This window comes from Brevibacterium sp. (assembly GCF_022712115.1).
GTDB lineage: Bacteria > Actinomycetota > Actinomycetes > Actinomycetales > Brevibacteriaceae > Brevibacterium > Brevibacterium salitolerans.
Window position 1 is genome coordinate 1 of the sequence record NZ_JALAHB010000242.1, and the last position, 21,956, is coordinate 21,956.

The window sequence follows — 21,956 nt, forward strand, 5'->3', positions numbered from 1 at the left end:
CCAGCCCGCGCCCACGTAGTCCATCACGAGGGAGAAGCCCACGAGCGGGGCCCCGCCGCCCGCGGCGAGGTCGTGCCACCAGTGGTCCACGGCGGTCTCACCACCGGGTGCGCTGTACACCCACAGTCCCAGCGCCGCCGCGACCACGAGCAGACCCGCGGCGCCCAGGACCATGGCACACCTGCTGTGGCCGGCCTCGGGCACCTGCCGGGTGCCGGAGCCGTTCACGGACGGCGCGGGCTCCGCTGGCTGAGCGCGATCCACTGACTGCTGGTGGACCTCAGGCTCTGTGCGAGCAGACCGCTCGTGATCCGCTCTCACGCGGCGACGCGCCCCTCGCAGTCGCGGCAGCGCCGCTGCAGTCCCGCATCCGTGCAGGCCTCGCAGCGGAGGAACTGCGCCCGGCACTCCTCGTTCGCGCAGTTGACGAACAGCGGAGTGCGCTCACCGCAGTGCGTGCAGGAACCCAGCGACTGTGCGCCCTCGCCGAACTCCATGTGGAGCCGGTTGTCGAAGACGTAGAGCGAGCCCTCCCAGAGTCCGGCGTTGCCGAAGGTCTCGCCGTAGCGGACGATCCCGCCGTCCAGCTGGTAGACCTCCTCGAAGCCGCGGGTGCGCATGAGGGCGCTGAGCACCTCGCACCGGATGCCGCCCGTGCAGTAGGTGACGACGGCCTTGTCCTTGAGATGGTCGTAGCGGCCGGAGTCCAGCTCCGCGAGGAAGTCCCGCGTGGTCGTGGTGTCCGGGACCACCGCATCGCGGAAGCGGCCGATCTCCGCCTCCATCGCATTGCGGCCGTCGAAGAAGACCACATCGTCCCCGCGCTCCTCCACGAGCCTGTGCAGCGCGCCCGGCCGCAGATGCTCACCGCCGCCCTGGACCCCGTCCTCGGTGACGACGAGCTCATCCGGGGCGCCGAAGGCCACGAGCTCCGGACGCACCTTGACGCTGAGCCGCGGGAAGTCGTCGCCGGTGCCGTTGGACCACTTGACGTCCGCGCCGCGGAAGGGCGCGTAGGACTTCGTCTCCCGCACGTACTGCTTCACGTCCGCGACCTCGCCGCCCACGGTCGCGTTGATCCCCTGCGCGGAGACGATGATGCGCCCCTTGAGCCCGTGTTCCCGGCACAGGGCGGTCTGCCAGAGGCGCACGGCCTCCGGATCGGGCAGAGGGGTGAAGACGTAGAAGAGCACGATCTTGGGAACGGACATGGGGGAATTCTATGCACGGCCTCACGGGCGGACTGCTCCCGTCCGCGCTGGGTCCGCGCCCATCCGGCAGACCGCCTGCAGGCCCGCCCGTCATGCCGGAGGCGGACGGGAGCAGTCCGCCTACCGCCTGCGGGCCACGGGGTTGCGCATGGTTCCGGCGTAGAGGAGCGATTCCGCCTGATTGCCGATGTCGACCATCTGCAGGGTGTTGCGCAGCTGCAGACGGTTGAGGCAGGAGTGCGCGAATCTCTCCGCACGCAGATCGACGTCCCCGGCCAGACCGTGGGCGGTCCCCGGGTGGGCGAGCTCATAGCGGTCGAGGCATTCGGCCACGAGCTTCCAGAAGTCCTCTGCCGGCAGCGTCCCATCGGCATGCAGAGTGCCGGAAAGATGCCGGAGCACCCCGTCGAAGACATCCGTGAAGATCGACAGCGCCTTCTCGTCCCCGGGCACAACCGCCCGGATGCGCGCGATGTCCGCAGGCAGCTCGCGCGTGCTCACAACCGCGACCTCCTCCCCGATGTCCTTCATGAACGCTCCCGTCACCGTGTTCTCACGCAGACGGAGGATGAGGTTCTCCCCGTGGGGCATGAACACCAGATCATGAGCGAGCAGCGCATGCACAAGAGGAACCACATACGCCTCCAGGTATGACCTCACCCAGTCCCGGGACGTGAGTCCTGATGCACGGATGAGCTCGGAGGCGAAGGAGAGGCCCTGGTGGTCGCGGTGCAGAAGCGCAGCCATGGTGAAGACCCTCTCGCCCTCCTCCAGCTTCGGCAGCGGGCTCTCCCGCCAGAGCGCTGCAAGCATCTTCCGGTGGGGATTCGACTCCGCAGTGCGGTGGTAGACGTCCCCGGTATAGCCCAGAGCTGCACGCTCGCGGAGCACCGAGAATCCGGAACCCGCGAAGGCTGGATCCCCGCCCACCAGCTCTGCGACCCAGTCGTTGATCGCGGGTGTGGGCCGCATGTAGGCGGGAGAGAGTCCACGCAGGAATCCCATGTTCTGCACGGACAGCGCCACTTTGACGTAGGGCGCTTCCGGCCGCACGAGGTTGAAGAACGTCCGCAGTGACTGCTGCGGCTGGAACTCGTCTCCGCCGGGCCCCAACGGCACCAAGTCGCCGCGAGCGATGTCTGCAGAGAAGGTGATCGCCAAGCGGTGATCCGCTTGCCATGGGTGCAGGGGAAGGAAGTGGAAGTCAGCCGGGTCAAGACCGCGATCAGCAAGACGCGCGTTGAACGCCCCTCGCTCTTCGGGGCTGAGCGCGAGGTCCAGATGAGCATCCTCGTCCATACCTTCGCCCAAGGCCAGATGGCTCAGCTCACGCTTCACCGCAACCCACATGAGCCGGGTCCGCCGTCCCATTTCCGGGGCATACCGCCAATAGTCGGAGAGCCCGAACCCGATCCGACCGTTGTTGGCGACGAAGCTCGGATGCCCTTCACTCATTGCCGCCTCGACCTGCTGGAAGCCTGCGTTCAGCAGCTCCCTCGAGTCCGGCCGCGTCCCGTCGATCTCGGCCTGCAGCTTGGCTCCGGCTCCGGCTAGCGTCGACGCCAGCTCCTCGAGGTAGGTGGAGATGAGCCTCTCCGGCAGCTGGAGCGAGCTCTGCAGCTCGAGGATGAGCTCCTGTACGTCCAGGGGTGTCTCCACCCCGTCCACCAGGCGCACGAGGCTGTCCTCCTCGATGAGCCAGTGCTCGAGTGGCAGCACCCGGGCGCGGAAGGAGTAGATGGTCGGCGCCTCGGGAACCACGACCGTGTACTGGACGGGCTCTCCGTCCGCGGCAGCTGCGTCCTTGCCCTCGGCCTGGCTCGGGGCGATGAGACGCTCGTGGGAGAACTCGGTGAGCGCCTTGGCCACGAGATGCCGCTGTGCGCGTGCGAGCAGGCTCCCATCCAGGTGAGCGTACGGCCCGGAGGCGGGTTCGCCGGGACCGGCCGGCCCTCCTGCCGCCTCGCCGGCAAGCCCGCCGGCCCCATGCTGCCGGCCCACAGCGAAACCCAGCGGACTCGCGGCGAAGTCCTCGCGAGTGCACACGCTCAAGAGTGCGCGCTTCGTCTGCCCGTCCACGCAGAATTCCACTTCGCGCAGCACGCGGAATCCTGCCGCTGCGTTCTTCCGGTGAATGGCTGTATTGCGCACATCCGGCTCCACCACCACCCGGTCTGCGCCACGGCCACCGGCTGCAAGCGGGCGAAGGCAGAAGTCCATGACGTCACGCATGACGGCCGCTGTGAGTCCCCGGCGGGGCTTCTCGCCTGCAGGGGACACCAGCAGGTGCATGCCGAGGTCGCCGGCGTGCACGTCGAGGACGTCGGCCGGCAGCAGCGAGGCCGGGGCATAGGTCTCTGCGTAGAACAGGGGAGCTCCGTCGACGCGTCCCAGCCAGCCGTCCTGGTCAGCGGAATCGACCACCGTGCGCAGATACTCCTGCACCGCCGGTACGTCCCGGTCCGTCATGGCCCAGAAGACAGACTTGGGATCTGACAACCAGCGCTGGAGTGTCGCCGCATCGCGCACCGGATCGACGGGCTCGAGTGTGATGTCCCAATCGGCTGCCTGCGCGGCGGGGTTTCCTGCAGGGTCACCGGCAAAGCCGCCAGCAGGGTCATCGGAACCCGCGCTGTCGTCGATGACATCAGGTTCCGCGCGGTGAGTCGCGGCCATGGTGGGGGTGTCAGTCGGGTTCATCGGCTCACGGCCTCCTTCATCCTCTGCGCAGGGGTATGCGCGGTTGCAGCTGTGCCCCCGTCGGTGACGCCCTCCGTGTGGTCCAGCGCCACAGGGTTGTCGACGCCGGTCCCGGATGCGTGCGCACCGGTCGTCTCATCTGCCAGCGGGTCAGCGCTCACAGTGCCGGGGTGCCCGAACGCGCCCGCCGTCCCCGGTGCTCCGAACGTCTGGAAAGCGATCCTCCGCTCTATGGGATACGGCTCCCTCCCCGTGATCGCGGCGAGCACCACCGAGGCCCTCCACGCTCCGAAGCCCAGGTCCGGAGCGGTCACACCGTGCGTGTGCTCCTCGGCGTTGAGAACGTGCAGGCGGCCTTCGTCGTCGATTGTGTACTCGCGGCTGACGTCGAGGCGGCCGCGACGGTCCAGTCGCACCCTGTCCGCGATGGGTGCCAGGAACGGGGGGACGGAGGAGGAATACCCCGTGGCGGCGACGATCGCAGAGGTGCGGAGCTCGAAGGTCCGCTCCTGATCGGCCTGGAGGACGCGGAGGACGTACCGGTCCGCACCGGATTCCTCCTGCACCGGCTGCTCACCCGCCTGCGGGCGGCCCACGTCGCTCCCGCCGCACTGCCGCACCGGTTCGCTGCGCGCCTCGAGGACCTCGGCGCCGGCCAGCAGCATGCTCGGCACCTCGCGCCCGCCGCGGCTGAGCCGGTAGAGCGTGTCATGGATCTCGTCGACCAGATCGCCGCTGATCCCCTTGTACAGGCTGCGCTGCTCTCTCCCCAGGTGGGCGCGCAGCTCCTCGGGGAGCGAACGGAAGTGGTCCGTGTACTCCGGGGAGGTCATCTCCAGTGTGAGCTTGGTGTACTCCATGGGGAAGAAGCGCGGCGAACGGGTGAGCCAGTCGAGGCGGATGCCGCGGGCGCTCGTCTCCTCGATGAGGTCCCGGTAGATCTCCGCCGCCGACTGTCCGCTGCCGATGAGCGTGATCGAATCCTGCCGCAGCAGCGCCTCGCGCTGGGGGAGATAGTCGGCCGAGTGCACGACCGGACCGCTGCGCCTCGGCTCGTCGGCGTGCGCTGCGGCGGCCGCCCGCAGCGCGTGCAGCGGAGCCGGCATCACCGGACTGGTGCCGACCGCCAGCACGATATGGCGGCCTCGGTGGTGCTCGATGCCGATCACCTCCCCTGAGGCGTCCAGCAGCTCCGCCCTCACCCGGTAGTGCTCCTGAGCCTCGGGCCCACCCGTCTCGACCTCGATCGCCGTCACCCGGCGTCCCCAGCGCAGCGTCGTGAGCTGATCCGCGACCCACCGGCAGTACTCGTCGTATTCGGCGCGCAGGGGATAGAAGGACTCGCGGATGTAGAAGGGGTAGAGACGACCCACGGCCTTGAGGAAGGCGAGGAACGAGTACGGGGAGGTCGGATCGGCCATGGTCACGAGATCCGCGAGGAAGGGCACCTGGACGGTCGCGCCCTCGAGCATCATCCCCGGATGCCATCGGAAGCCCTGAGCCTGGTCGAGGAAGACGGCGTCGACATCGGGCAGAGGTTCGGCGAGGGCCGCCATTCCCAGACCGAAGGGCCCGATTCCGATGCCCACGACATCGTGCACGCGTTCGCGTCCCGGCTCAGCGTGCTGCGGACCCAGAGACCCGCTGGCCGGCTCCGTCACACCCGTCATCCGCGCTCACCCCCGGCCATCGCCAGCTCCGCGGCCGACCGGCCGGGGCTCCGTGCGCCGCATCCCTCCCGCAGCGCTTCACGTCCTGCAGTGCGCACATGCTCGAGCACCACGTCGAGATCCGCGAGGGTCGCCTCAGGGTTCAGCAGGGTGACCTTGAGCCAGGGCATCCCCGCGACCACCGTGCGCGCCACCACAGCCCGCCCGGAGGCGAAGAGCCGGCTCCGGATCTCCGGCACCAGCGCGTCGACGGCGGCCTCGTCGGCACCTGCGGGGCAGAAGCGGAAGAGCACCGTGCTGAGATCCGAGCGACCCAGCACCTCGAACTCGGGATCGGCCTCGAGCCGCAGGCGCACGTACTCAGCCAGATCACAGACGGCGTCGACCATCTCGCCCACCCTCTCCGCCCCGAGGGCGCGCAGGGTCGTCCACAGTTTGAGGGCGTCGAAGCGCCGTGTGGTCTGGAGGGATTTGTCGACCTGGTTGGGCTCGGAGTCCGCACGGCCGGCCTCCGCAACGGGGTTGAGGTAGTCCGCATGGTGCGCTGTGGCGGCGAGGTCCCGGGGCTCGCGCACCACCAGCGCGCTGGAGGAGACCGGCTGGAAATACGTCTTGTGGAAGTCGATCGTCACCGAGTTCGCCCGCTCGATCCCCGCGAGCAGGTGTCTGCGTCGCGGCGACACGAGCAGCCCGCCGCCGTAGGCGGCGTCGACGTGCAGCCAGAGGCCGGCGCTCTCGCAGCGGCGGGCGACTGCCGCAATGGGGTCGATGACCCCGCGGTCCGTCGTACCGGCCGTGACCACGACGGCCATCACCCGCGCACCGTCCTCCTCGACTCCGGCCAGGGCAGCGTCGAGCGCCTCCGGGTCCATGCGTCCCTCGGCATCCGCAGCGACCGAGAGCACGGCGTCCGCGCCCAGCCCCAGCAGATGTGCCGCACGCCCGACGGAGAAGTGGCTCTCCGCGGTGGCCAGCACGCGCAGTCGTGGGAGTTCCTCCGTCCGCGAGGCGGCTCTGCGCAGAGCCGCCTCGCGAGCGAGGTGCAGAGCCTGCAGATTCGAATGCGTGCCGCCCGAGGTGAACACGCCGTCTCCGGCGGCGAAACCGATCTGTTCGGCGGCCCACGCGATGAGGCGGCGCTCCATCAGGGTTGCGACAGTCGACTGGTCGTAGGTGTCGACCGAGGTGTTGACCGCCGCCAGCATCGCCTCCGCCGCGACTGCGGGCACGGCGACCGGACAGTTGAGATGGGCGGCATAGGCAGGGTGGTGGAACCAGACCGCATGCGCGGTGTAGAGCTCCTCGGCCTCCCGCAGTGCAGCCTCGTGGCCGATCGCCGGGCCGTCGAGATCGATCCTGGCCACCTGCTCCTCGAGGTCGGAGCGCGAGACCCCCGAGACGGGAGCCTCGACCGTGCGGAAGCGACGGCCCAGCGCGTCGACGACGTCATGGAGCAGGGCTTCGTATTCGCGCGCACTCGCCGCATTCAGCAGTGGACTTCGCTCCGACCTCGCCCCGGCGGCGGCCCCGCCCTGCCCGGCTCCGCAGGCCGGGACGGGCCCTCTGCCGCCTGGGGCCTCACCCTGCTCTGTCCTCAAGGCAGTCATCAGTCCGTTCTCCTCCTCGGAATCATCGGGGAGATCTGCCTCAACCCCGTATGTGTTAGGGAAAGCTACCCTAATGAAGGCTTCACATACAGAACCCCTTCAGCCCCATTCCAGGAGTTCCCTGGGAGAACCCACAGCGCCGCATGAACTCATACCGCCCCTTCCGCATCGGAGAGCCGCAGGGTCGATGCGATCGCAGCTGAAGCGAACGCCACCCCCGAGGAGGTGATGTGCACCACTTCCATTCACAGGGGCTCAGTGGTAGACGTGCGCAGGCCCCCGGCTCCTGCGCCGCCGGACAGCCTTCGAACAGGCGCCGGGCGGCGTTCCCACGACGGTAGGATGCTCATGGCGCCGTCTTCAGGAAAGGACCACCTCCAGGATCATGACGAACACGCAGCCGGCCGGGGCCGCAGGCAATGCCGCGGAGCAGCAGACCTCGCCACGGGACCTCACGCAGGACACCTCGAAGAGGGTGAAGGAGACGGTCGAGTTCGCCGCCGCGAACCCGGAGGTCGAGCAGCCGTATGCGGAGCTGGGCCTCAAACACGACGAGTACCTGCGCATCCGCGAGGTGCTGGGCCGCCGCCCCACCTCCGCGGAGCTCGCCATGTACTCCGTCATGTGGTCGGAGCACTGCTCCTACAAGTCCTCCAAGGTGCACCTCAAGAAGTTCGGCGAGAACGTCACGGAGGAGATGCGGAAGAACCTGCTCGTGGGGATCGGCGAGAACGCGGGCGTGGTGGACATCGGCGACGGCTGGGCCGTGACCTTCAAGGTGGAGAGCCACAACCACCCCAGCTATGTGGAGCCCTACCAGGGTGCGGCCACCGGTGTGGGCGGGATCGTCCGCGACATCATCTCGATGGGCGCACGCCCGGTCGCGGTCATGGACCAGCTGCGGTTCGGTGCGATCGACGACCCGGACACGGCGCGCGTGGTGCACGGCGTGGTCTCCGGCATCGCCGGCTACGGCAACAGCCTCGGCCTGCCCAATGTGGGCGGCGAGACGGTCTTCGACGCCGTCTACCAGGGCAACCCGCTGGTCAACGCCCTCGCCGTGGGCGTGATGAAGCACGAGGACATCCGCCTGGCCAACGCCTCGGGCGCAGGCAACAAGGTCGTGCTCTTCGGTGCGCGCACGGGCGGCGACGGGATCGGCGGCGCCTCCATCCTGGCCTCGGAGTCCTTCGACGATGCGAAGCCCTCCAAGCGCCCCTCCGTGCAGGTGGGCGACCCGTTCGCGGAGAAGGTGCTCATCGAGTGCTGCCTGGAGCGGTGCGGCGCCGGCACCGTCGAGGGCATCCAGGACCTGGGCGCGGCCGGCATCAGCTGCGCCACCTCGGAGCTGGCCTCCAACGGCGACGGCGGCATGCACATCGCGCTGGACGACGTGCTGCTGCGCGATCCCTCCCTCACCCCGGAGGAGATCCTCATGTCCGAGTCGCAGGAGCGCATGATGGCCGTGGTGCGGCCGGAGAAGCTGGACGAGTTCCTGGCCATCGTGAACAAGTGGGAGGTGGAGACGAGCGTCCTGGGCGAGGTGACGGACACCGGTCGCCTCGTCATCGAGTGGCACGGCGACGTGATCGTCGACGTCCCGCCGCGCTCCGTCGCCCACGACGGCCCGGTCTACGAACGGCCCATGCAGAAGGCCTCCTGGACGGAGTCCACACTGGCCAACACGGTGGAGGCCGCAGGACTCGCCACGCCGCAGACGGCCGAGGAGCTCCGGCAGACCGTCCTGGACGTGGCCGCCTCCCCCAACCTCTGCTCGAAGCAGTGGATCACCCAGCAGTACGACCGCTACGTGCAGGGCAACACCGCACTGGCGTTCCCGGACGACGCCGGCGTCATCCGCGTCGACGAGCAGACCGGCCGCGGCATCGCCCTGGCCACGGACGCCAACGGCCGCTACTGCTACCTGGACCCCGCGCAGGGCGCCAAGCTGGCGCTCGCGGAGTCCTACCGCAACGTCGCCACGAGCGGCGCGCGCCCCCTGGCCGTCACGGACTGCCTGAACTTCGGCTCCCCGGAGGACCCGGAGATCATGTGGCAGTTCGCGCAGACGGTGGAGGGGCTCGCGGAGGCGTGCGTGGACTTCTCCGTGCCCGTCACCGGCGGCAACGTCTCCATGTACAACCAGACGGGCGGCACCGCCATCCATCCCACACCGGTGGTCGGCGTCATGGGGGTGTTCGACGACGTCACCCTCGCCACGCCGTCCGGCTGGCGCGAGTCCGGCCAGACGATCTACCTGCTGGGCACCACGGAGGCGGAGCTGGACGGTTCCGCCTGGGCGCAGACCGCGCACGATCACCTGGGCGGCGTGCCTCCGCGGTACAGGCCCGAGGCGGAGAAGGAGCTCGCGGACATCCTCATCAACGCCTCCCGGGACGGCATGATCGACGCCGCGCACGACCTCTCCGAGGGCGGGCGCGCGCAGGCGCTCGTGGAGAGCACCCTGCGCTGGGGCGTGGGCGCACGCGTGTGGCTCACGGCGCTCCAGGAGCGCGACGGCGTGGATGCCTTCACCGCACTGTTCTCCGAGTCCACGGCGCGCGCGATCGTGGCGGTCCCCCGCAGCGAGGAGGTGCGCTTCTCGGACATGTGCACCGCGCGCGGATTCCCGTTCGTGCGCATCGGCATGACGGACGCCGCGGGTGAGCAGCTGGAAATCGTGGACGAGTTCACGCTCGGCCTCGACGAGCTGCGGCAGGCGCACGAGGGGACGATGCCCGCGCACTTCGGCGGAGAGTCCCTGGTGGAGGCGCAGAGCTGACCTGCTGAGGACCTGACCGCCGCCGAGGCCGGGCCGGTGCCGTGCGCACCCGCCCGGCCTCGTCCGTCCGCGCTCTGCACACACCGGAGCGCACCCCGGCCCTGTTAGCCTCAGCGGTGCGGGCACGGCCGGAGAATGACTCTAGAATGGAACGGTCGCCGGGCGGTGCCCCGCGCATCCCGACGGCCCTTCGGTGTCCCGCCGTCCGTCGTTCGTCTGCGAGGAGTGAGAATGCGTCTGAGTGTGATCGGCTGCGGCTACCTGGGTGCCGTCCATGCCGCGGCGATGGCCTCGATCGGTCACGAAGTCGTCGGCGTGGACGTCGACGAGCAGAAGGTCTCCTCGCTCTCACGCGGGGAGGCGCCGTTCTTCGAGCCCGGGCTCCAGGACATCCTCTCCGAGGGGATCGCCTCCGGCCGCCTCACCTTCACCACGGACATCTCGGCCGCCACCGGCGCAGCGGTCCATTTCATAGGTGTGGGCACACCGCAGCAGGCCGACGGCTACGCCGCGGACCTCACCTACGTGCATGCGGCCGTGGGTGCACTCCTCCCCCACCTCCGCCCCGGAGACGTCGTCGCGGGCAAGTCGACCGTCCCGGTCGGCACTGCGGCTGAACTCGCCGAACGCGTCGAGCCCACCGGTGCCACACTGGTCTGGAACCCCGAGTTCCTCCGCGAGGGCTGGGCCGTGAAGGACACCGTCGACCCGGACCGCCTGGTGGTCGGGGTCCCGGCGGGCCGGGCGGGCGCGGACGCCGCGCAGGTCCTGCGAGAGGTGTTCCACCCCGCCGTCGCGAAGGGCACCCCCTTCCTCGTCACGGACTACGCCACCGCGGAACTCGTCAAGGTCTCCGCGAACGCGTTCCTCGCCACCAAGATCTCGTTCATCAACGCGATGGCGGAGATCGCGGAGGCCACCGGCGCGGACGTCACGCAGCTCGCAGATGCCATCGGCCACGACGAAAGGATCGGCCGGAAGTTCCTGGGCGCCGGGATCGGGTTCGGCGGAGGCTGCCTGCCCAAGGACATCCGCGCGTTCTCCGCGCGTGCGGAGGAGCTGGGCCGCGGCGAGTCCGTGGGCTTCCTGCGCGAGGTCGACGCCATCAACCTCCGGCGCCGCGAGCGGGCGGCGCAGCTGGTGGTCGAGGCCCTGGGCGGGGAACCCCACGGCAGGAAGGTCGCCGTGCTCGGGGCGGCCTTCAAACCCCACAGCGACGACGTCAGGGACTCGCCCGCGCTGGATGTGGCCGTGCGCCTGCACGGTCTGGGCGCGGATGTGGTCGTCACGGATCCCCAGGCGCTCGAGAACGCCCGCCGGGTGCACCCGCACCTCGCCTATGCGGAGAGTCTGGACGATGCCCTCCGCGACGCGGAGGCGGTCCTGGTCGTCACGGAGTGGGACGAATATCGCCGCGAGCTCACCCCCGAGCACGCGGCCTCGCTCGCCCGTGGCCGGGCCGTGATCGACGCGCGCAACTGCCTGGATCAGGAGAAGTGGCGCGCGGCCGGCTGGACCTACACCGGCATGGGGCGGCCGTGAACGGCCGCTTCTGACCGCAGATCGGTCAATGCGGCACTCGTGGGAACGCGCCGCTAGCATGAAAGCGAACCGCATCGTCGGCACTGCAAGAGGAGACCCCCAGCGTGGAGCTCACTGACTACTGGAAGATCGTGCGCGCCCATTGGCTCGCCATGGTCGCGATCACCTGCGCTGGGGCCGTACTCGGGCTGGGGTGGGCGCTCATCCAGCCCAAGGAGTACACCGCTGACGCGAGCGGCATCGTGTCCGCGGGCGTCAGCAGCGACCTGGGCACTGCGATGGCCGGTGAGAACTATGCGAAATCACGTGTCGTCTCCTACCTGGACCTGGCGGAGTCCCGCGCGGTCGCGGAATCGGTGGTGCAGGAGCTCGGACTGACCGAGAGCCCGGAGTCGCTCATCGGCCAGGTCACGGTCACGAACCCGGCGGACACCGCGACCATCCGCGTGTCCGCGAGGGCGGACACTCCGGAGAACGCACGTGATCTCGCCGAAGCCTGGGTGGGAGCCATCGGCGACCAGGTCACCGAGGTGGAGAACGCCAACGCGACGGAGGGCGAGCAGTCGATCGTCACCTTCCAGTCCCTCGACTCCGCGAAGCTCCCCACGTCCCCCTCGTCGCCGAACACCAAACTCGCGGTGGGGATCGGAGCGCTGGCAGGACTGGTCGCAGCGATCGGCTATGCGCTGCTCAGGAACATCTTCGACCGGCGCATCCGATCGACGGCCGAGGTGGAGAGCCAGACGGATCACGCCGTGATCGGCACCATCCCGCTGCACCAGGGATTCACCGCTGATAACCGGATCATCACGAGTTCCGGCGGCAACGACCGAGACGCCCGCAGCAGTGACGAGTATGCCGTCGCGGAGGCGATCCGGGAGCTGCGGACGAACCTGCAGTTCATGAACATCGACAACCCTCCCCGCTCGATCGTCGTCACGAGCTCGCTCCCCGGAGAGGGCAAATCGACTGTCACCGCCAACCTCGCGGCCACCATCGCGGCCTCCGGACGCCGGGTGGTGGTCATCGACGGCGACCTCCGCAGGCCGATGGTCGCCAAGACGTTCGGCCTCCTCCCCGGCATCGGTCTCACGGACGTGCTCATCGGGGAGGCCCAGCTGAGCGACGTCATGCAGCCGTGGGGCGACACCGGCAACCTCTTCGTCCTCGGCGCGGGGAAGGTGCCGCCGAACCCCAGCGAACTGCTCGGCTCCAACGTCCTCCACGAACTCATCACCGAACTCACCGCCCACGCAGTGGTGCTGATCGACGCACCGCCGCTCCTCCCGGTGACGGATGCCGCCATTCTGACGGCCCGCACCGACGGCGCCATCATCATCGCGAGGGCCCGCAAGACCACCTATGACGCCCTGAAGGCTGCGCTGCGGAGCCTGGACAGGGTCCACGGCCGCGCTCTGGGAATCATCCTCAACGGCGTTCCCATGAAGGGAGCGAAGGCCGACGGGTACGGCTACCAATACCGCGCCTACTACGGCAAGGCACAGGAGCAGCCCGCTGCCGCAGAGGGCGCGCCCCGGCATGCCGCTGCCGGAGACGCACCCCAGACCCGTCGTGCCATGCGTGCGTCACGATGAGCCGCCGGGCGCATCGGCCGGCCCCGCCGCTGGGGATACTGACCGTCTGCACCGGCAACATCTGCCGGTCACCGCTGGCGGAGCAGCTGCTCCGCCGATCCCTCGCCGGCGATCGTCGCTACGAGCTCAGCAGCGCCGGTCTCCGCGCGGTCACCGGCGCTCCGATGGACCCGCTGGCCGCCGCACAGCTCCGAGCGCACGGAGGGGAGCCGGAAGGCCTGGTGGGTGAGCAGCTGGACGACGTGCGGGTCGACACCGCCGATCTCCTCCTCACCATGACCCGCGGGCAGAGGGATCATCTGATCTCACGCTATCCGCGGGCCGCCCAGCGCACCTTCACTCTCGCCGAGTTCGCCGCACTGGTTCCCCATGCCGTGCAGACCGGCACGGGTGTGGCGGCACCGGCGGGGGTGCCGGAGGCCCGCCCGGTCGTGGAAGCCGCGGCACGCAACCGCTTCGCCGCGCGGCTCTCCGACGCAGACGACGTGCCCGATCCCATCGATGCCTCACCGGACGTGCACGCAGCGGTGGCTGCGCAGATCGCCGGCCTCGTCGCCACCGTCGCGGACGCCCTGCGCAGCCTTCCGCACCGCTCCTGATCCTCAGCGGTCCGCGAGATACGCCTCGAGCGCACGAAGCGCAGGGCGCGGCCGGAAACCGGTCCGCTCGATCTTCTGCAGATCGAGCACGCTGTTGGCCGGGCGCGGCGCGGCCTGCTTGCCGGCGAAGTACTCTGCCGCCGTCACCCCGGTCACGCGCGCGGGATCGTGTCCCGTGAGACCGAACACCCGCGCGGCGACCTCGGCCCAGGACATCGGCTCCCCGCCGCAGGTCACGTTGTACGTGCCGTATTCCGGACGCACAGCGAGCAGATGCGCGATGGCAGCGGCCAGATCCTCCGCGAAGGTCAGACGGCCCCGCTGGTCGCAGACCACCTCGGGATCGACACCGCGCGCAGCGAGAGATGCCATGGTGCGGACAAAGTTCGCGCCGTCCCCCACGACCCAGCTGGTGCGGAGGATGTAGTGCCGCCCGGCCGCGGCAGCGGCCAGGTCGCCGGCTGCCTTGCTCTGGCCGTATGCGCTCAGGGGACACAGGGCGGCGTCCTCCGTGTACGCGCCGGGACGGCGTCCGTCGAACACATAGTCACTGGAGACGTGTACGAGCGTGAGGGCATGGGCACGCGCGATCCGCGCGAGATCGGCGACGGCTGCGGCATTGACTCCCCAGGCGGCGGCTCTGCCCTCGGCCGACTCGGCCTCGTCGACCCTCGTATAGGCGGCGGCGTTGATGACGGTCGCGTACCTCGTCCACTCGACGCGCTCGAGACTGCGGCGGTCGGTGATGTCGATGAGCGAACGATCCGCATGGTCCGCGTTCGGGAACACGGACCGGAGAGCCTTTCCGAGCTGACCGCCCGCTCCCAGGACCAGCGTCTGCTTGGGAGGCATCGGAGTCACCTCGGCCAGCCGCGGATGCGCTCTGTCCTTCTCGGAGAGCACCGCCCGCTCGAGCGGGATGGGCCAGGGGACGGCCACGGTCTCGTCGGCGAGGTTGAGGAACGTGTAATCGCTCTGTGCCGATTCGCTCCAGTGGTCATTCACCAGGTACGAATACGCGGTGCCCTCGTCGAGCGCCTGGAAGGCGTTCCCGACTCCCCGCGGGACGAAGACCGCGGTCTCCGGCCCCATCTCGGTGTGGAAGACGCGGCCGAAGCTCGGCCCCTCGCGCAGGTCCACCCATGCGCCGAAGACCCTGCCGGACGCGACGGAGACGAACTTGTCCCAGGGCTCCGCATGGATGCCTCGGGTCGTCCCCGGTTCGGCGTTGAACGAGACGTTGTTCTGCACCGGTGCGAAGTCGGGCAGACCGAGCGCCGTCATCTTCGCCCGCTGCCAGTTCTCCTTGAACCAGCCACGCGCGTCACCGTGCACCGGGAGGTCGACGACGAGGAGGCCCGGGACAGGGGTCTCACGCACCGCGAGGGGCAGAGGCGCCATCGTCACTGGCCCCGCTTCCGGTAGTCCGCTTCCGTCCTCGCCTTCTGCGGCCGCCACCAGTCCTCGTTCGACCGGTACCAGGCGATCGTCTCCTCCAGACCGCGTTCGAAGTCCCGGAACTGCGGCGTCCACCCGAGCTCCGACCGGAGCTTCGCCGAGTCGATCGCGTAGCGACGATCGTGGCCGGGCCTGTCCGCGACGTGGTCGAAGCCGTCCTCGGGCATCCCCATCTTCCTGAGTATCAGGGCGAGGACGTCCCGGTTGCTCAGCTCTCCGTCCGCCCCGATCAGGTAGGTCTCGCCGATCCGGCCGCGCTCCAGGATCGCCAGGACGGCCGAGGAGTGATCCTCCGCATGGATCCAGTCCCGCACGTTCGCGCCGGCGCCGTACAGCTTGGGCCGCAGTCCGTCGAGCAGGTTCGTGATCTGTCTGGGGATGAACTTCTCCACGTGCTGCCGCGGGCCGTAGTTGTTCGAGCAGTTGGAGATCGTGGCACGGACGCCGAAAGAACGGACCCAGGCCCTCACCAGGAGATCCGAGGCCCCCTTCGTGGCGGAGTAGGGCGACGAGGGATTGTAGGGCGTGCTCTCGGTGAATCGCGCGGGATCGTCGATCTCGAGATCGCCGTAGACCTCATCCGTGGAGATGTGGTGATAGCGGACATCGTGACGTCTGGCGGCCTCGAGCAGCGTGTAAGTGCCGATCACGTTCGTGTCGAGGAACGGACGCGGATCCTGCAGCGAGTTGTCGTTGTGCGACTCTGCGGCATAGTGCACCACCGCGTCCGTCTCCCGGAAGAGCTGCTCGACCAGACCGGCATCGGCGACATCGCCGCGGACGAGGCGCACGCGCCCCACCGGCAGGCCGTCCAGGGAGGAGGCATTCCCCGCGTAGGTGAGCTTGTCGAGCACAGTGACGTGCGCATCGGTGTGCGCCACCAGATGATGCACGAAGTTGGAGCCGATGAAGCCGGCTCCCCCGGTGACCAGAATCCTGCTTCCCATATCGCCCTTCAGCCGCTGAGCAGACCGCAGGCCCCGCGCCGGCCGGCCGTCAGGACCGCCCTCCAGTCTACCTGCAAACATACGAAAGACGGGGCGTATATGGCATACGATGGACTCGTGAAGGGGATAATTCTCGCGGGTGGCTCAGGAACCCGCCTCTGGCCGATCACCAGGGGCATCTCGAAGCAGCTGATGCCGGTCTACGACAAGCCCATGGTCTACTACCCGATGTCGACGCTCATGATGGCCGGCATCCGCGAGATCCTCGTCATCACCACACCGGAGCACCGCGAGCAGTTCCGCGGACTGCTGGGCGACGGCGAGCAGCTCGGCATGCGCCTCGAGTACCGGACGCAGGAGGCACCGCGCGGTCTCGCGGAGGCGTTCCTCATCGGCGAGAGCTTCATCGCCGGCGAGAGGTCGGCGCTGGTCCTGGGCGACAACATCTTCCACGGCACCGGCCTGGGCAGCAGCCTCAGGCAGCACACCTGCGCCGAGGGCTCGGTGATCTTCGCCTATCAGGTGTCGAACCCGCAGGCCTACGGCGTCGTGGAGTTCGACGGACAGATGCGAGCGGTGTCCATCGAGGAGAAGCCCGCGGTGCCCAAGAGCAGCTACGCCGTTCCCGGCCTGTACTTCTACGACTCCGACGTCGTCGAGATCGCCAGGGGCGTGCGCCCCAGCAGGCGGGGCGAGCTCGAGATCTCGAGCATCAATGAGCGCTATCTGGAGGCCGGGCGCCTCCACGTGCAGCCGCTGGACCGCGGCACCGCGTGGCTGGACACCGGAACGGTCGAGTCCATGATGCAGGCCTCCGAGTACGTCCGGGTGATCGAGGAGCGCCAGGGATTCAAGATCGGCTGCATCGAGGAGATCGCGTGGCGGAACGGCTGGATCTCCGACAGGGAGCTCGCCGACCTCGCCGCACCCCTCCGCAGGAGCGGATACGGCGCGTACCTCGAACGTCTGCTGGCCGCCTGAGAGGCTGGGGCACGATGACCGCATGGATCGCCGTCTCCTACGGCGCGCTCGACGTCTCCGCTCGATCGGACTTCGGCGACGCGGAGATCCTCGTCACTCCCACCGTCCCCGGAGTTCCGCTCGCTCTGCCGGCCGGAGGCGCGGCGCTCTGGCGGAGGCTCGCAGAGCACCCGGTGGAGGCAGCGGGCCTCGATGAGGACGAACGCACGATCGTCGAGGAGATGTGCGAGAGCGGTCTCGCCTCCACCGATCTGCACCATCCCGCCAGGCAGACCTCGATCCCTGCGCCGTGGCTCTCCTCGCCCCTCCACGAGCTCGTCTACGCACTCGTGGCCTCTCTCGCCTCCGCCCGGGACATCCCGCTCGTCTTCGTGAAGGGCCCCGTCCTCCATGCACAGGGTCTGCGCAGCCGCAGACATTCCGCCGATGTCGACGCGTGGGTCGCGCCGGACCGGCTCACCGAACTGGCCTCGCTGCTGAAGCCGTGGGGGTGGGGGCCGATGGCCGACGTCTGGGAGCACTCCGTCATCAACCACTCGGTCACGCTGGTGCCCCGTGCGGGATGGGGGTGTGAGATCGATCTGCATCGTCGCCTACCGGGGCTCGCCCTCTCCGATGAGGAGGCATTCGCCGCCGTGTGTGCGCGCGGAGAGCACGTGGAGTTCGCGGGGGTGGACGCACAGGCGCCCGAGCGCGCCGCGCATGCGGTGCTCTCCGCCCTGCACATCGTCCGGCCCGCGATCGGCAAGGTCGTCTCCTCCGCGGCAGTGCCGGCCGCGACGGAGGTGCTGCGCACCGCCGGCCCGCAGACCCTCACGGCCTCCGCCGCCCTCGACGCGACGGTCGCGCTGGAAGAAGCGCTCACCTCTGCGTTCCCGGAGGCACGACTGGACACATCGGCGGCCGGGCGGCCCCGGGACTGGTATCCCCGCACCCGCCCTAACAAGGCGCTCGCCTATTGGGCGGCGCTGCGAGAGATGCCGGTCCGCGAACGACCGGGAATCGCCTTCCGCCTCATCTGGCCCTCGGCGGACGTGGCACTGGCCTCCTCCGAGAACCTCGGAGTGCGGGAGACCTCGGTCGCACGCGCGCGCCTCAGAAGGCTGTATCGCGGCGCACAGGAGGTCGTCCTCACCGCTCTGGGCCGCAAGTCCGCACCCCCGACGGACGTGAAGCGGTGAACGGTCCCGGCTACCATGAGCGGAGCAGGATGCACCTCCGCCGCAGCGAGACGAGGCCCACGTGACGACATTGCTCATCGCCGTCGTCGGCGCCGTGGCATTCAGCGTGGTCTTCGCCTCCCGCCCGCACTTCGTGATCCTCGCCGCCATCGCTCTCTTCGTGCTGGTTCCGTCCATCGCCGTGGGCACCGTCGTCCCCCTTCCGGTCCATCCGGGGCTGTTCATGGTCGCAGCCGGCGCTGCCGTGCAGTTCCTGCGCTCTCCCCGGCGGTTCCTCCAGGTCCTGAACTCCCGCCCTCTCCTGCTGTGCCTCGTCGCACTCCTCTCCGCACTCATGATCTTCATCCGCTGGTCCACGGGGCACGGGACGTCCCTGGGCGGAGTGCTCAACATCGCAGTCGGCCCGTTCCTCCTCTACGTGCTCACGCTTCTCTCCTTCACCGGGGACTCAGGGCCGCTGAGGAGCCTGCTGCGGGGCCTCGCCGTCCTGACGGCGCTCATCATCGGCCTCGCAGGGGCGCAGTACCTCACCGGCGAGGTCTACGTCTGGGAGTCTGCCTACCAACAGCAGTGGTGGTGGGGCACCGACCACGAGATCACGCAGCCGGTCGCCACGTTCGGCCACTGGATCCCGCTCGCGGTGTTCCTCGCCGTGGTCCTGCCGCTCACCACGCTGCTGAAGAGCCGTCTCCTCTGGGTGGGCGTCATCGTGTTCAGCCTCGCCGCGGTGCTCGCAAGCGCCTCACGCGCAGGGCTGATACTGCTCGTCCTCGCCTCCGTCTTCGTCGCAGGAAGGGAGATGCGCGCAAACACGGCGCGCCGGAACATGGCGCTCCTCATTCTCGCCGTGCCCGTGGGCGCCCTCATCTTCAGCCTGGTGAGAAGCGAACTGTCCGCGACACTCTCGGACAAGGTGGAAGATGACGGCGTCTCCACAGAACTCCGCCTCCAGGCCATCGACTGGTTCTTCTCCCACTTGGGGGACTTCGTCGTCTCCCCCTACCCGGTCAGCGACCTCCTCGCCTCGGGGGTCCTCGGCTCCAGCCTCGAGAACGGGTTCTTCATCTTCGCGACCGGGTATTCGCTCCTGACCGCCCTCGCCCTCGCCGCGGTCTTCGCCGTCCTCGTCCTCAGCGTGCTGGGATCGAAGGGCACCCACCGCTTCACCGCGGCCGTCGTCGTCCTCCTCTTCCTGGCCTCCACGGTGTTCTCCGGCTCCTTCGCCTCAGGCTCCGCCTCCGAGTACATGCTCGCGTGGATGGCGGCAGCCCTGGGGACGATCGAGTTCTCCGGGGACGGGAGGAAGGCGCGCACGGACGACGGCTCCGCACCCGAGGAGCCGCAGCCGACGGACACCTCCGAGCCGCCGCTCAGCGCATGCCCGCGGTCCTCTGCATCCGCAGCAGCAGGGCGTCGAGCGCCGGCAGCGTCCGATCGTCGGTGAACCTGCGGGCGCGTTCGAGACCGGCCGCCCGCACCCGGCTGAGCTCCCCGGGGCTCCGCACCAGCCTCAGCAGCACGGCGGCGAGAGCCTCCGGGCTGTCCGGCTCGAACAGGAAGCCGCTCCGCCCGGATTCGATGATCTCCGCCGCTCCGCCCTGATCGGAGGCCACTGTGACCAGACCGCTCGCCATGCCCTGGACGTTGACCTGCCCGAAGGGCTCCGGGGTGACCGAGGGGCAGACGAGCACCTCGTGGTCCGCGAGCAGCGACCGCACGTCGTCGACGTGGCCGAGGAAGCGGATCGGGGTCCTGAGGCCTTCCGCCCGTTCCCTCAGCGTTGCGCCGTATTCGGGTTCCCCGAAGTGATCGCCCCCCGCGATCGTCACCTCGAACGTCTCGGGAACTCCTTCCGCCTCCAGGATGCGCACCGCTTCGATGAGGAGGTGGATACCCTTCCAGGGGCTCAGACGGCTGAGGGAGAGCACCGAGAGCCGCCCGGGTCGTCCCACCACCGCGTCGTTGAGAGCTTCGACCTGGGCGATGCCGGAGATGGGGTAGGCGATCGCGGTGGGACGGCTCCGCGCCACCGCGCCCGGCAGCGTCCCCGCGGTCCATCTGCTGTTCGCGATGAACTCCGCAAAGCGGACGTACCCGGTCTTCTCGAGGAATCTCCCCCGCAGCCGGCTCAGTCCCGCCGGCATCGCCTCCTGGCGCAGATAGTCCACGAGGTGGTGGCCCCGCGGAGCCGCCATGCCCAGGCTCAGTGCGGCGTTGAGACTGTTGGCGACGACGACGGAGCGCGGCCGGCGGCGCAGGAAGCGGCGCAGCTCCCGCAGGAGCACCAGGCGTCGCATCGGCCCCGCCGGAGCGCTCAGCACCGTCGTGCGCACGCCTGCCTCCTCGGCGGCCTCGGCGAGGTACCCGCCCTCGAAGACGAGAAGCTCCACCTCGCACTGTCGCCGGGACCACTGCAGATATCGCGCCATCGAGAGCTGTCCGCCGCCGGTGGCGCTCGAGTGGTCGACGATCAGCACCGGCGGCGCAGCAGCGGTTCCTGACCGCGGTGCGCCGTTCTCCTCGTCACCGGGACCCGTGCTCATGCCGGCCCGCGTCCCGCCGCAGAGCGCAGAGCGCTCTCGTACACGGAGTGGGTGAGCTCTGCAGTCGTCCTCCAGGAGTACGTCTGCAGCAGAGCGGCCGCGTTCTCACGCAGGCGGGTCGAGAGCTCCTCGGAACCCACCACCTCGGCGATCGCCTCCGCCATCGCAGGCACCGAGGTGGGGTCGAAGTAGTGCGCGGCGTCCTGATAGACCTCCGGCAGGCAGGTCGCATCCGCAGCCGCGACAGGCACGCCGTAGTTCATGGCTTCCAGCCCGGGCAGGCCGAAGCCCTCGCTCAGCGAGGGGAAGACGTAGACCGCCGCATTCCCGTAGAGCCAGTCCCTCTCCGCGTCGCTGATGAATCCGGTGAACTCCACCGCTTCGTCCCCTCGTCGCTCGGATCTCTCCTTGAGCCGCATGCCTGCGGCATCCAGCCGCCCCACCAGCACCAGCCCCAGGTCGCTCCCGCGTCCGCGCAGGAGCTGGTGAGCCTGGATCAGGCGATCGATGTTCTTGTAGTCGAAGAAGTTCCCCACGTACAGTGCGTACTCCCTGAACGGAAGCTCCCTGGCCTCAGGTTCCGTGGTCTCGATCTCCGCGGCGAGCGGAGTGACGGTGAGCCTGCCCGCCGGGAGCTTCGCATAGCGCCGCGCGTCCTCTGCGGAGAACCGGCTCGGGGTGATGACCTGTGTGGCCGTCCGCAGAGCGATCCAGAATGCGGCTCGCGCCACCAGCCGCTTCGCCCGGAAGACCACGGGATTCTTGGACGTGTCCACCGTGCGGAGCAGGGTGAGATCGTGGAACGTGGTGACCTTGGCGCCTCGGTAGAGGATGGGCTGCTGCTGCATGCAGAAGTGCACGAGGTCGAACCTCCTGCGCCTGAGGTGCCGCCAGAAGGCCCACTGCTCCGCGAAGCTGAAATCCGCGTACTCCGCCTTCTCGACGGAGAAGTTGGGCGCGTGGGGCTTCCATCTGCCCAGATCCTCCGCACGGAGGAGAACGGTGTACTCGTTGTAGGAGTCGATCTCCTGCAGATGCTTCAGCAGCATCCTCGCGTACGTGCCCGTCGACTTCGAGAGGATGCGCGCGTCGATCGCGATCCTCGCCGGTGCCGAGGCACGCTCCACTGTCTCCCTCACC

At 69.2% G+C, this 21,956-nt stretch carries 15 protein-coding genes and 1 pseudogene; 7 read left to right on the forward strand and 9 right to left on the reverse strand.

All coding sequences use genetic code 11. The features are described from left to right. From Q0A33_RS14415 to Q0A33_RS14435, 5 genes and pseudogenes are all read right to left on the reverse strand, one after another. Positions 1–264: pseudogene (locus Q0A33_RS14415) on the reverse strand (hypothetical protein); the annotation flags it as partial. 53 nt (positions 265–317) lie between these two features. Beyond that, complete coding sequence (locus tag Q0A33_RS14420) at positions 318–1,211, reverse strand: rhodanese-related sulfurtransferase (RefSeq protein ID WP_291798280.1); 894 nt, start codon at positions 1,209–1,211, stop codon at positions 318–320. A gap of 120 nt (positions 1,212–1,331) precedes the next feature. Continuing rightward, entirely contained in the window at positions 1,332–3,911 is a 2,580-nt protein-coding gene (locus Q0A33_RS14425; protein WP_291798283.1) for a GNAT family N-acetyltransferase, read from the reverse strand. Continuing rightward, positions 3,908–5,581 carry a SidA/IucD/PvdA family monooxygenase gene (locus Q0A33_RS14430; RefSeq protein ID WP_291798286.1) on the reverse strand — a complete coding sequence of 558 codons (1,674 nt, stop codon included), beginning with the start codon at positions 5,579–5,581 and terminating at the stop codon, positions 3,908–3,910. The genes Q0A33_RS14425 and Q0A33_RS14430 overlap by 4 nt, the downstream gene beginning before the upstream one ends. Further along, positions 5,578–7,188, reverse strand: a complete 1,611-nt coding sequence (locus Q0A33_RS14435; RefSeq protein ID WP_291798289.1) for a pyridoxal-dependent decarboxylase — start codon at positions 7,186–7,188, stop codon at positions 5,578–5,580. Before Q0A33_RS14435 ends, Q0A33_RS14430 begins: the two co-directional genes overlap by 4 nt. A 385-nt stretch (positions 7,189–7,573) precedes the next feature. Between Q0A33_RS14435 and purL the strand changes: the two genes are divergently transcribed. The 4 genes from purL (at position 7,574) to Q0A33_RS14455 (ending at position 13,706) form a co-directional block, all read left to right on the forward strand. Beyond that, entirely contained in the window at positions 7,574–9,970 is a 2,397-nt protein-coding gene (gene purL / locus Q0A33_RS14440; RefSeq protein WP_291798291.1) for a phosphoribosylformylglycinamidine synthase subunit PurL, read from the forward strand. A 231-nt stretch (positions 9,971–10,201) separates the two neighbouring features. Continuing rightward, complete coding sequence (locus tag Q0A33_RS14445; protein ID WP_291798294.1) at positions 10,202–11,512, forward strand: UDP-glucose/GDP-mannose dehydrogenase family protein; 1,311 nt, start codon at positions 10,202–10,204, stop codon at positions 11,510–11,512. A gap of 104 nt (positions 11,513–11,616) precedes the next feature. Next, a complete protein-coding gene (locus tag Q0A33_RS14450) occupies positions 11,617–13,107 on the forward strand; it encodes a polysaccharide biosynthesis tyrosine autokinase (protein ID WP_291798300.1) in 1,491 nt (496 codons plus the stop codon). After that, the gene (locus tag Q0A33_RS14455; RefSeq protein ID WP_291798304.1) at positions 13,104–13,706 is read left to right on the forward strand and encodes a low molecular weight phosphatase family protein; all 603 of its coding nucleotides are present in this window, start codon (positions 13,104–13,106) and stop codon (positions 13,704–13,706) included. The genes Q0A33_RS14450 and Q0A33_RS14455 overlap by 4 nt, the downstream gene beginning before the upstream one ends. A 3-nt stretch (positions 13,707–13,709) precedes the next feature. Here Q0A33_RS14455 and Q0A33_RS14460 read toward each other — a convergent pair whose 3' ends face one another. Next, positions 13,710–15,107 (reverse strand): bifunctional dTDP-4-dehydrorhamnose 3,5-epimerase family protein/NAD(P)-dependent oxidoreductase, encoded by a 1,398-nt coding sequence (locus tag Q0A33_RS14460; RefSeq protein WP_291798307.1) that lies wholly within the window; start codon positions 15,105–15,107, stop codon positions 13,710–13,712. 2 nt (positions 15,108–15,109) lie between these two features. After that, a complete protein-coding gene (rfbB, locus tag Q0A33_RS14465; RefSeq protein WP_291798310.1) occupies positions 15,110–16,111 on the reverse strand; it encodes a dTDP-glucose 4,6-dehydratase in 1,002 nt (333 codons plus the stop codon). A gap of 117 nt (positions 16,112–16,228) precedes the next feature. Here rfbB and rfbA point away from each other — a divergent pair, with 117 nt between their 5' ends. The 3 genes from rfbA to Q0A33_RS14480 all read left to right on the forward strand — a co-directional run bounded on the left by rfbA (position 16,229) and on the right by Q0A33_RS14480 (position 19,717). Then, the gene (rfbA, locus tag Q0A33_RS14470) at positions 16,229–17,092 is read left to right on the forward strand and encodes a glucose-1-phosphate thymidylyltransferase RfbA (protein WP_291798312.1); all 864 of its coding nucleotides are present in this window, start codon (positions 16,229–16,231) and stop codon (positions 17,090–17,092) included. 14 nt (positions 17,093–17,106) lie between these two features. Then, complete coding sequence (locus Q0A33_RS14475; RefSeq protein ID WP_291798315.1) at positions 17,107–18,273, forward strand: nucleotidyltransferase family protein; 1,167 nt, start codon at positions 17,107–17,109, stop codon at positions 18,271–18,273. Positions 18,274–18,334: 61 nt separating this feature from the next. Beyond that, positions 18,335–19,717: a hypothetical protein gene (locus tag Q0A33_RS14480; RefSeq protein WP_291798318.1), complete on the forward strand. Its 1,383-nt coding sequence runs from the start codon at positions 18,335–18,337 to the stop codon at positions 19,715–19,717. Here the strand turns inward: Q0A33_RS14480 and Q0A33_RS14485 are convergent. Both Q0A33_RS14485 and Q0A33_RS14490 read right to left on the reverse strand, forming a co-directional pair. Further along, positions 19,644–20,816: a glycosyltransferase family 4 protein gene (locus Q0A33_RS14485; protein ID WP_291798320.1), complete on the reverse strand. Its 1,173-nt coding sequence runs from the start codon at positions 20,814–20,816 to the stop codon at positions 19,644–19,646. The two genes, Q0A33_RS14480 and Q0A33_RS14485, sit on opposite strands and share 74 nt — an antisense overlap. After that, entirely contained in the window at positions 20,813–21,955 is a 1,143-nt protein-coding gene (locus Q0A33_RS14490) for a glycosyltransferase family 1 protein (protein WP_291798323.1), read from the reverse strand. The genes Q0A33_RS14485 and Q0A33_RS14490 overlap by 4 nt, the downstream gene beginning before the upstream one ends. Position 21,956 lies beyond the last annotated feature (1 nt).

Coding starts and splice junctions, on each gene's coding strand:
- Q0A33_RS14430 (WP_291798286.1), bottom strand. CDS start 5,581: ATGACGGGTGTGACGGAGCCGGCCAGCGGGTCTCTGGGTCCGCAGCAC.
- purL (WP_291798291.1), top strand. CDS start 7,574: ATGACGAACACGCAGCCGGCCGGGGCCGCAGGCAATGCCGCGGAGCAG.
- Q0A33_RS14460 (WP_291798307.1), bottom strand. CDS start 15,107: ATGGCGCCTCTGCCCCTCGCGGTGCGTGAGACCCCTGTCCCGGGCCTC.
- Q0A33_RS14455 (WP_291798304.1), top strand. CDS start 13,104: ATGAGCCGCCGGGCGCATCGGCCGGCCCCGCCGCTGGGGATACTGACC.
- Q0A33_RS14485 (WP_291798320.1), bottom strand. CDS start 20,816: ATGAGCACGGGTCCCGGTGACGAGGAGAACGGCGCACCGCGGTCAGGA.
- Q0A33_RS14445 (WP_291798294.1), top strand. CDS start 10,202: ATGCGTCTGAGTGTGATCGGCTGCGGCTACCTGGGTGCCGTCCATGCC.
- Q0A33_RS14475 (WP_291798315.1), top strand. CDS start 17,107: ATGACCGCATGGATCGCCGTCTCCTACGGCGCGCTCGACGTCTCCGCT.
- rfbB (WP_291798310.1), bottom strand. CDS start 16,111: ATGGGAAGCAGGATTCTGGTCACCGGGGGAGCCGGCTTCATCGGCTCC.
- Q0A33_RS14420 (WP_291798280.1), bottom strand. CDS start 1,211: ATGTCCGTTCCCAAGATCGTGCTCTTCTACGTCTTCACCCCTCTGCCC.
- Q0A33_RS14425 (WP_291798283.1), bottom strand. CDS start 3,911: ATGAACCCGACTGACACCCCCACCATGGCCGCGACTCACCGCGCGGAA.
- Q0A33_RS14435 (WP_291798289.1), bottom strand. CDS start 7,188: ATGACTGCCTTGAGGACAGAGCAGGGTGAGGCCCCAGGCGGCAGAGGG.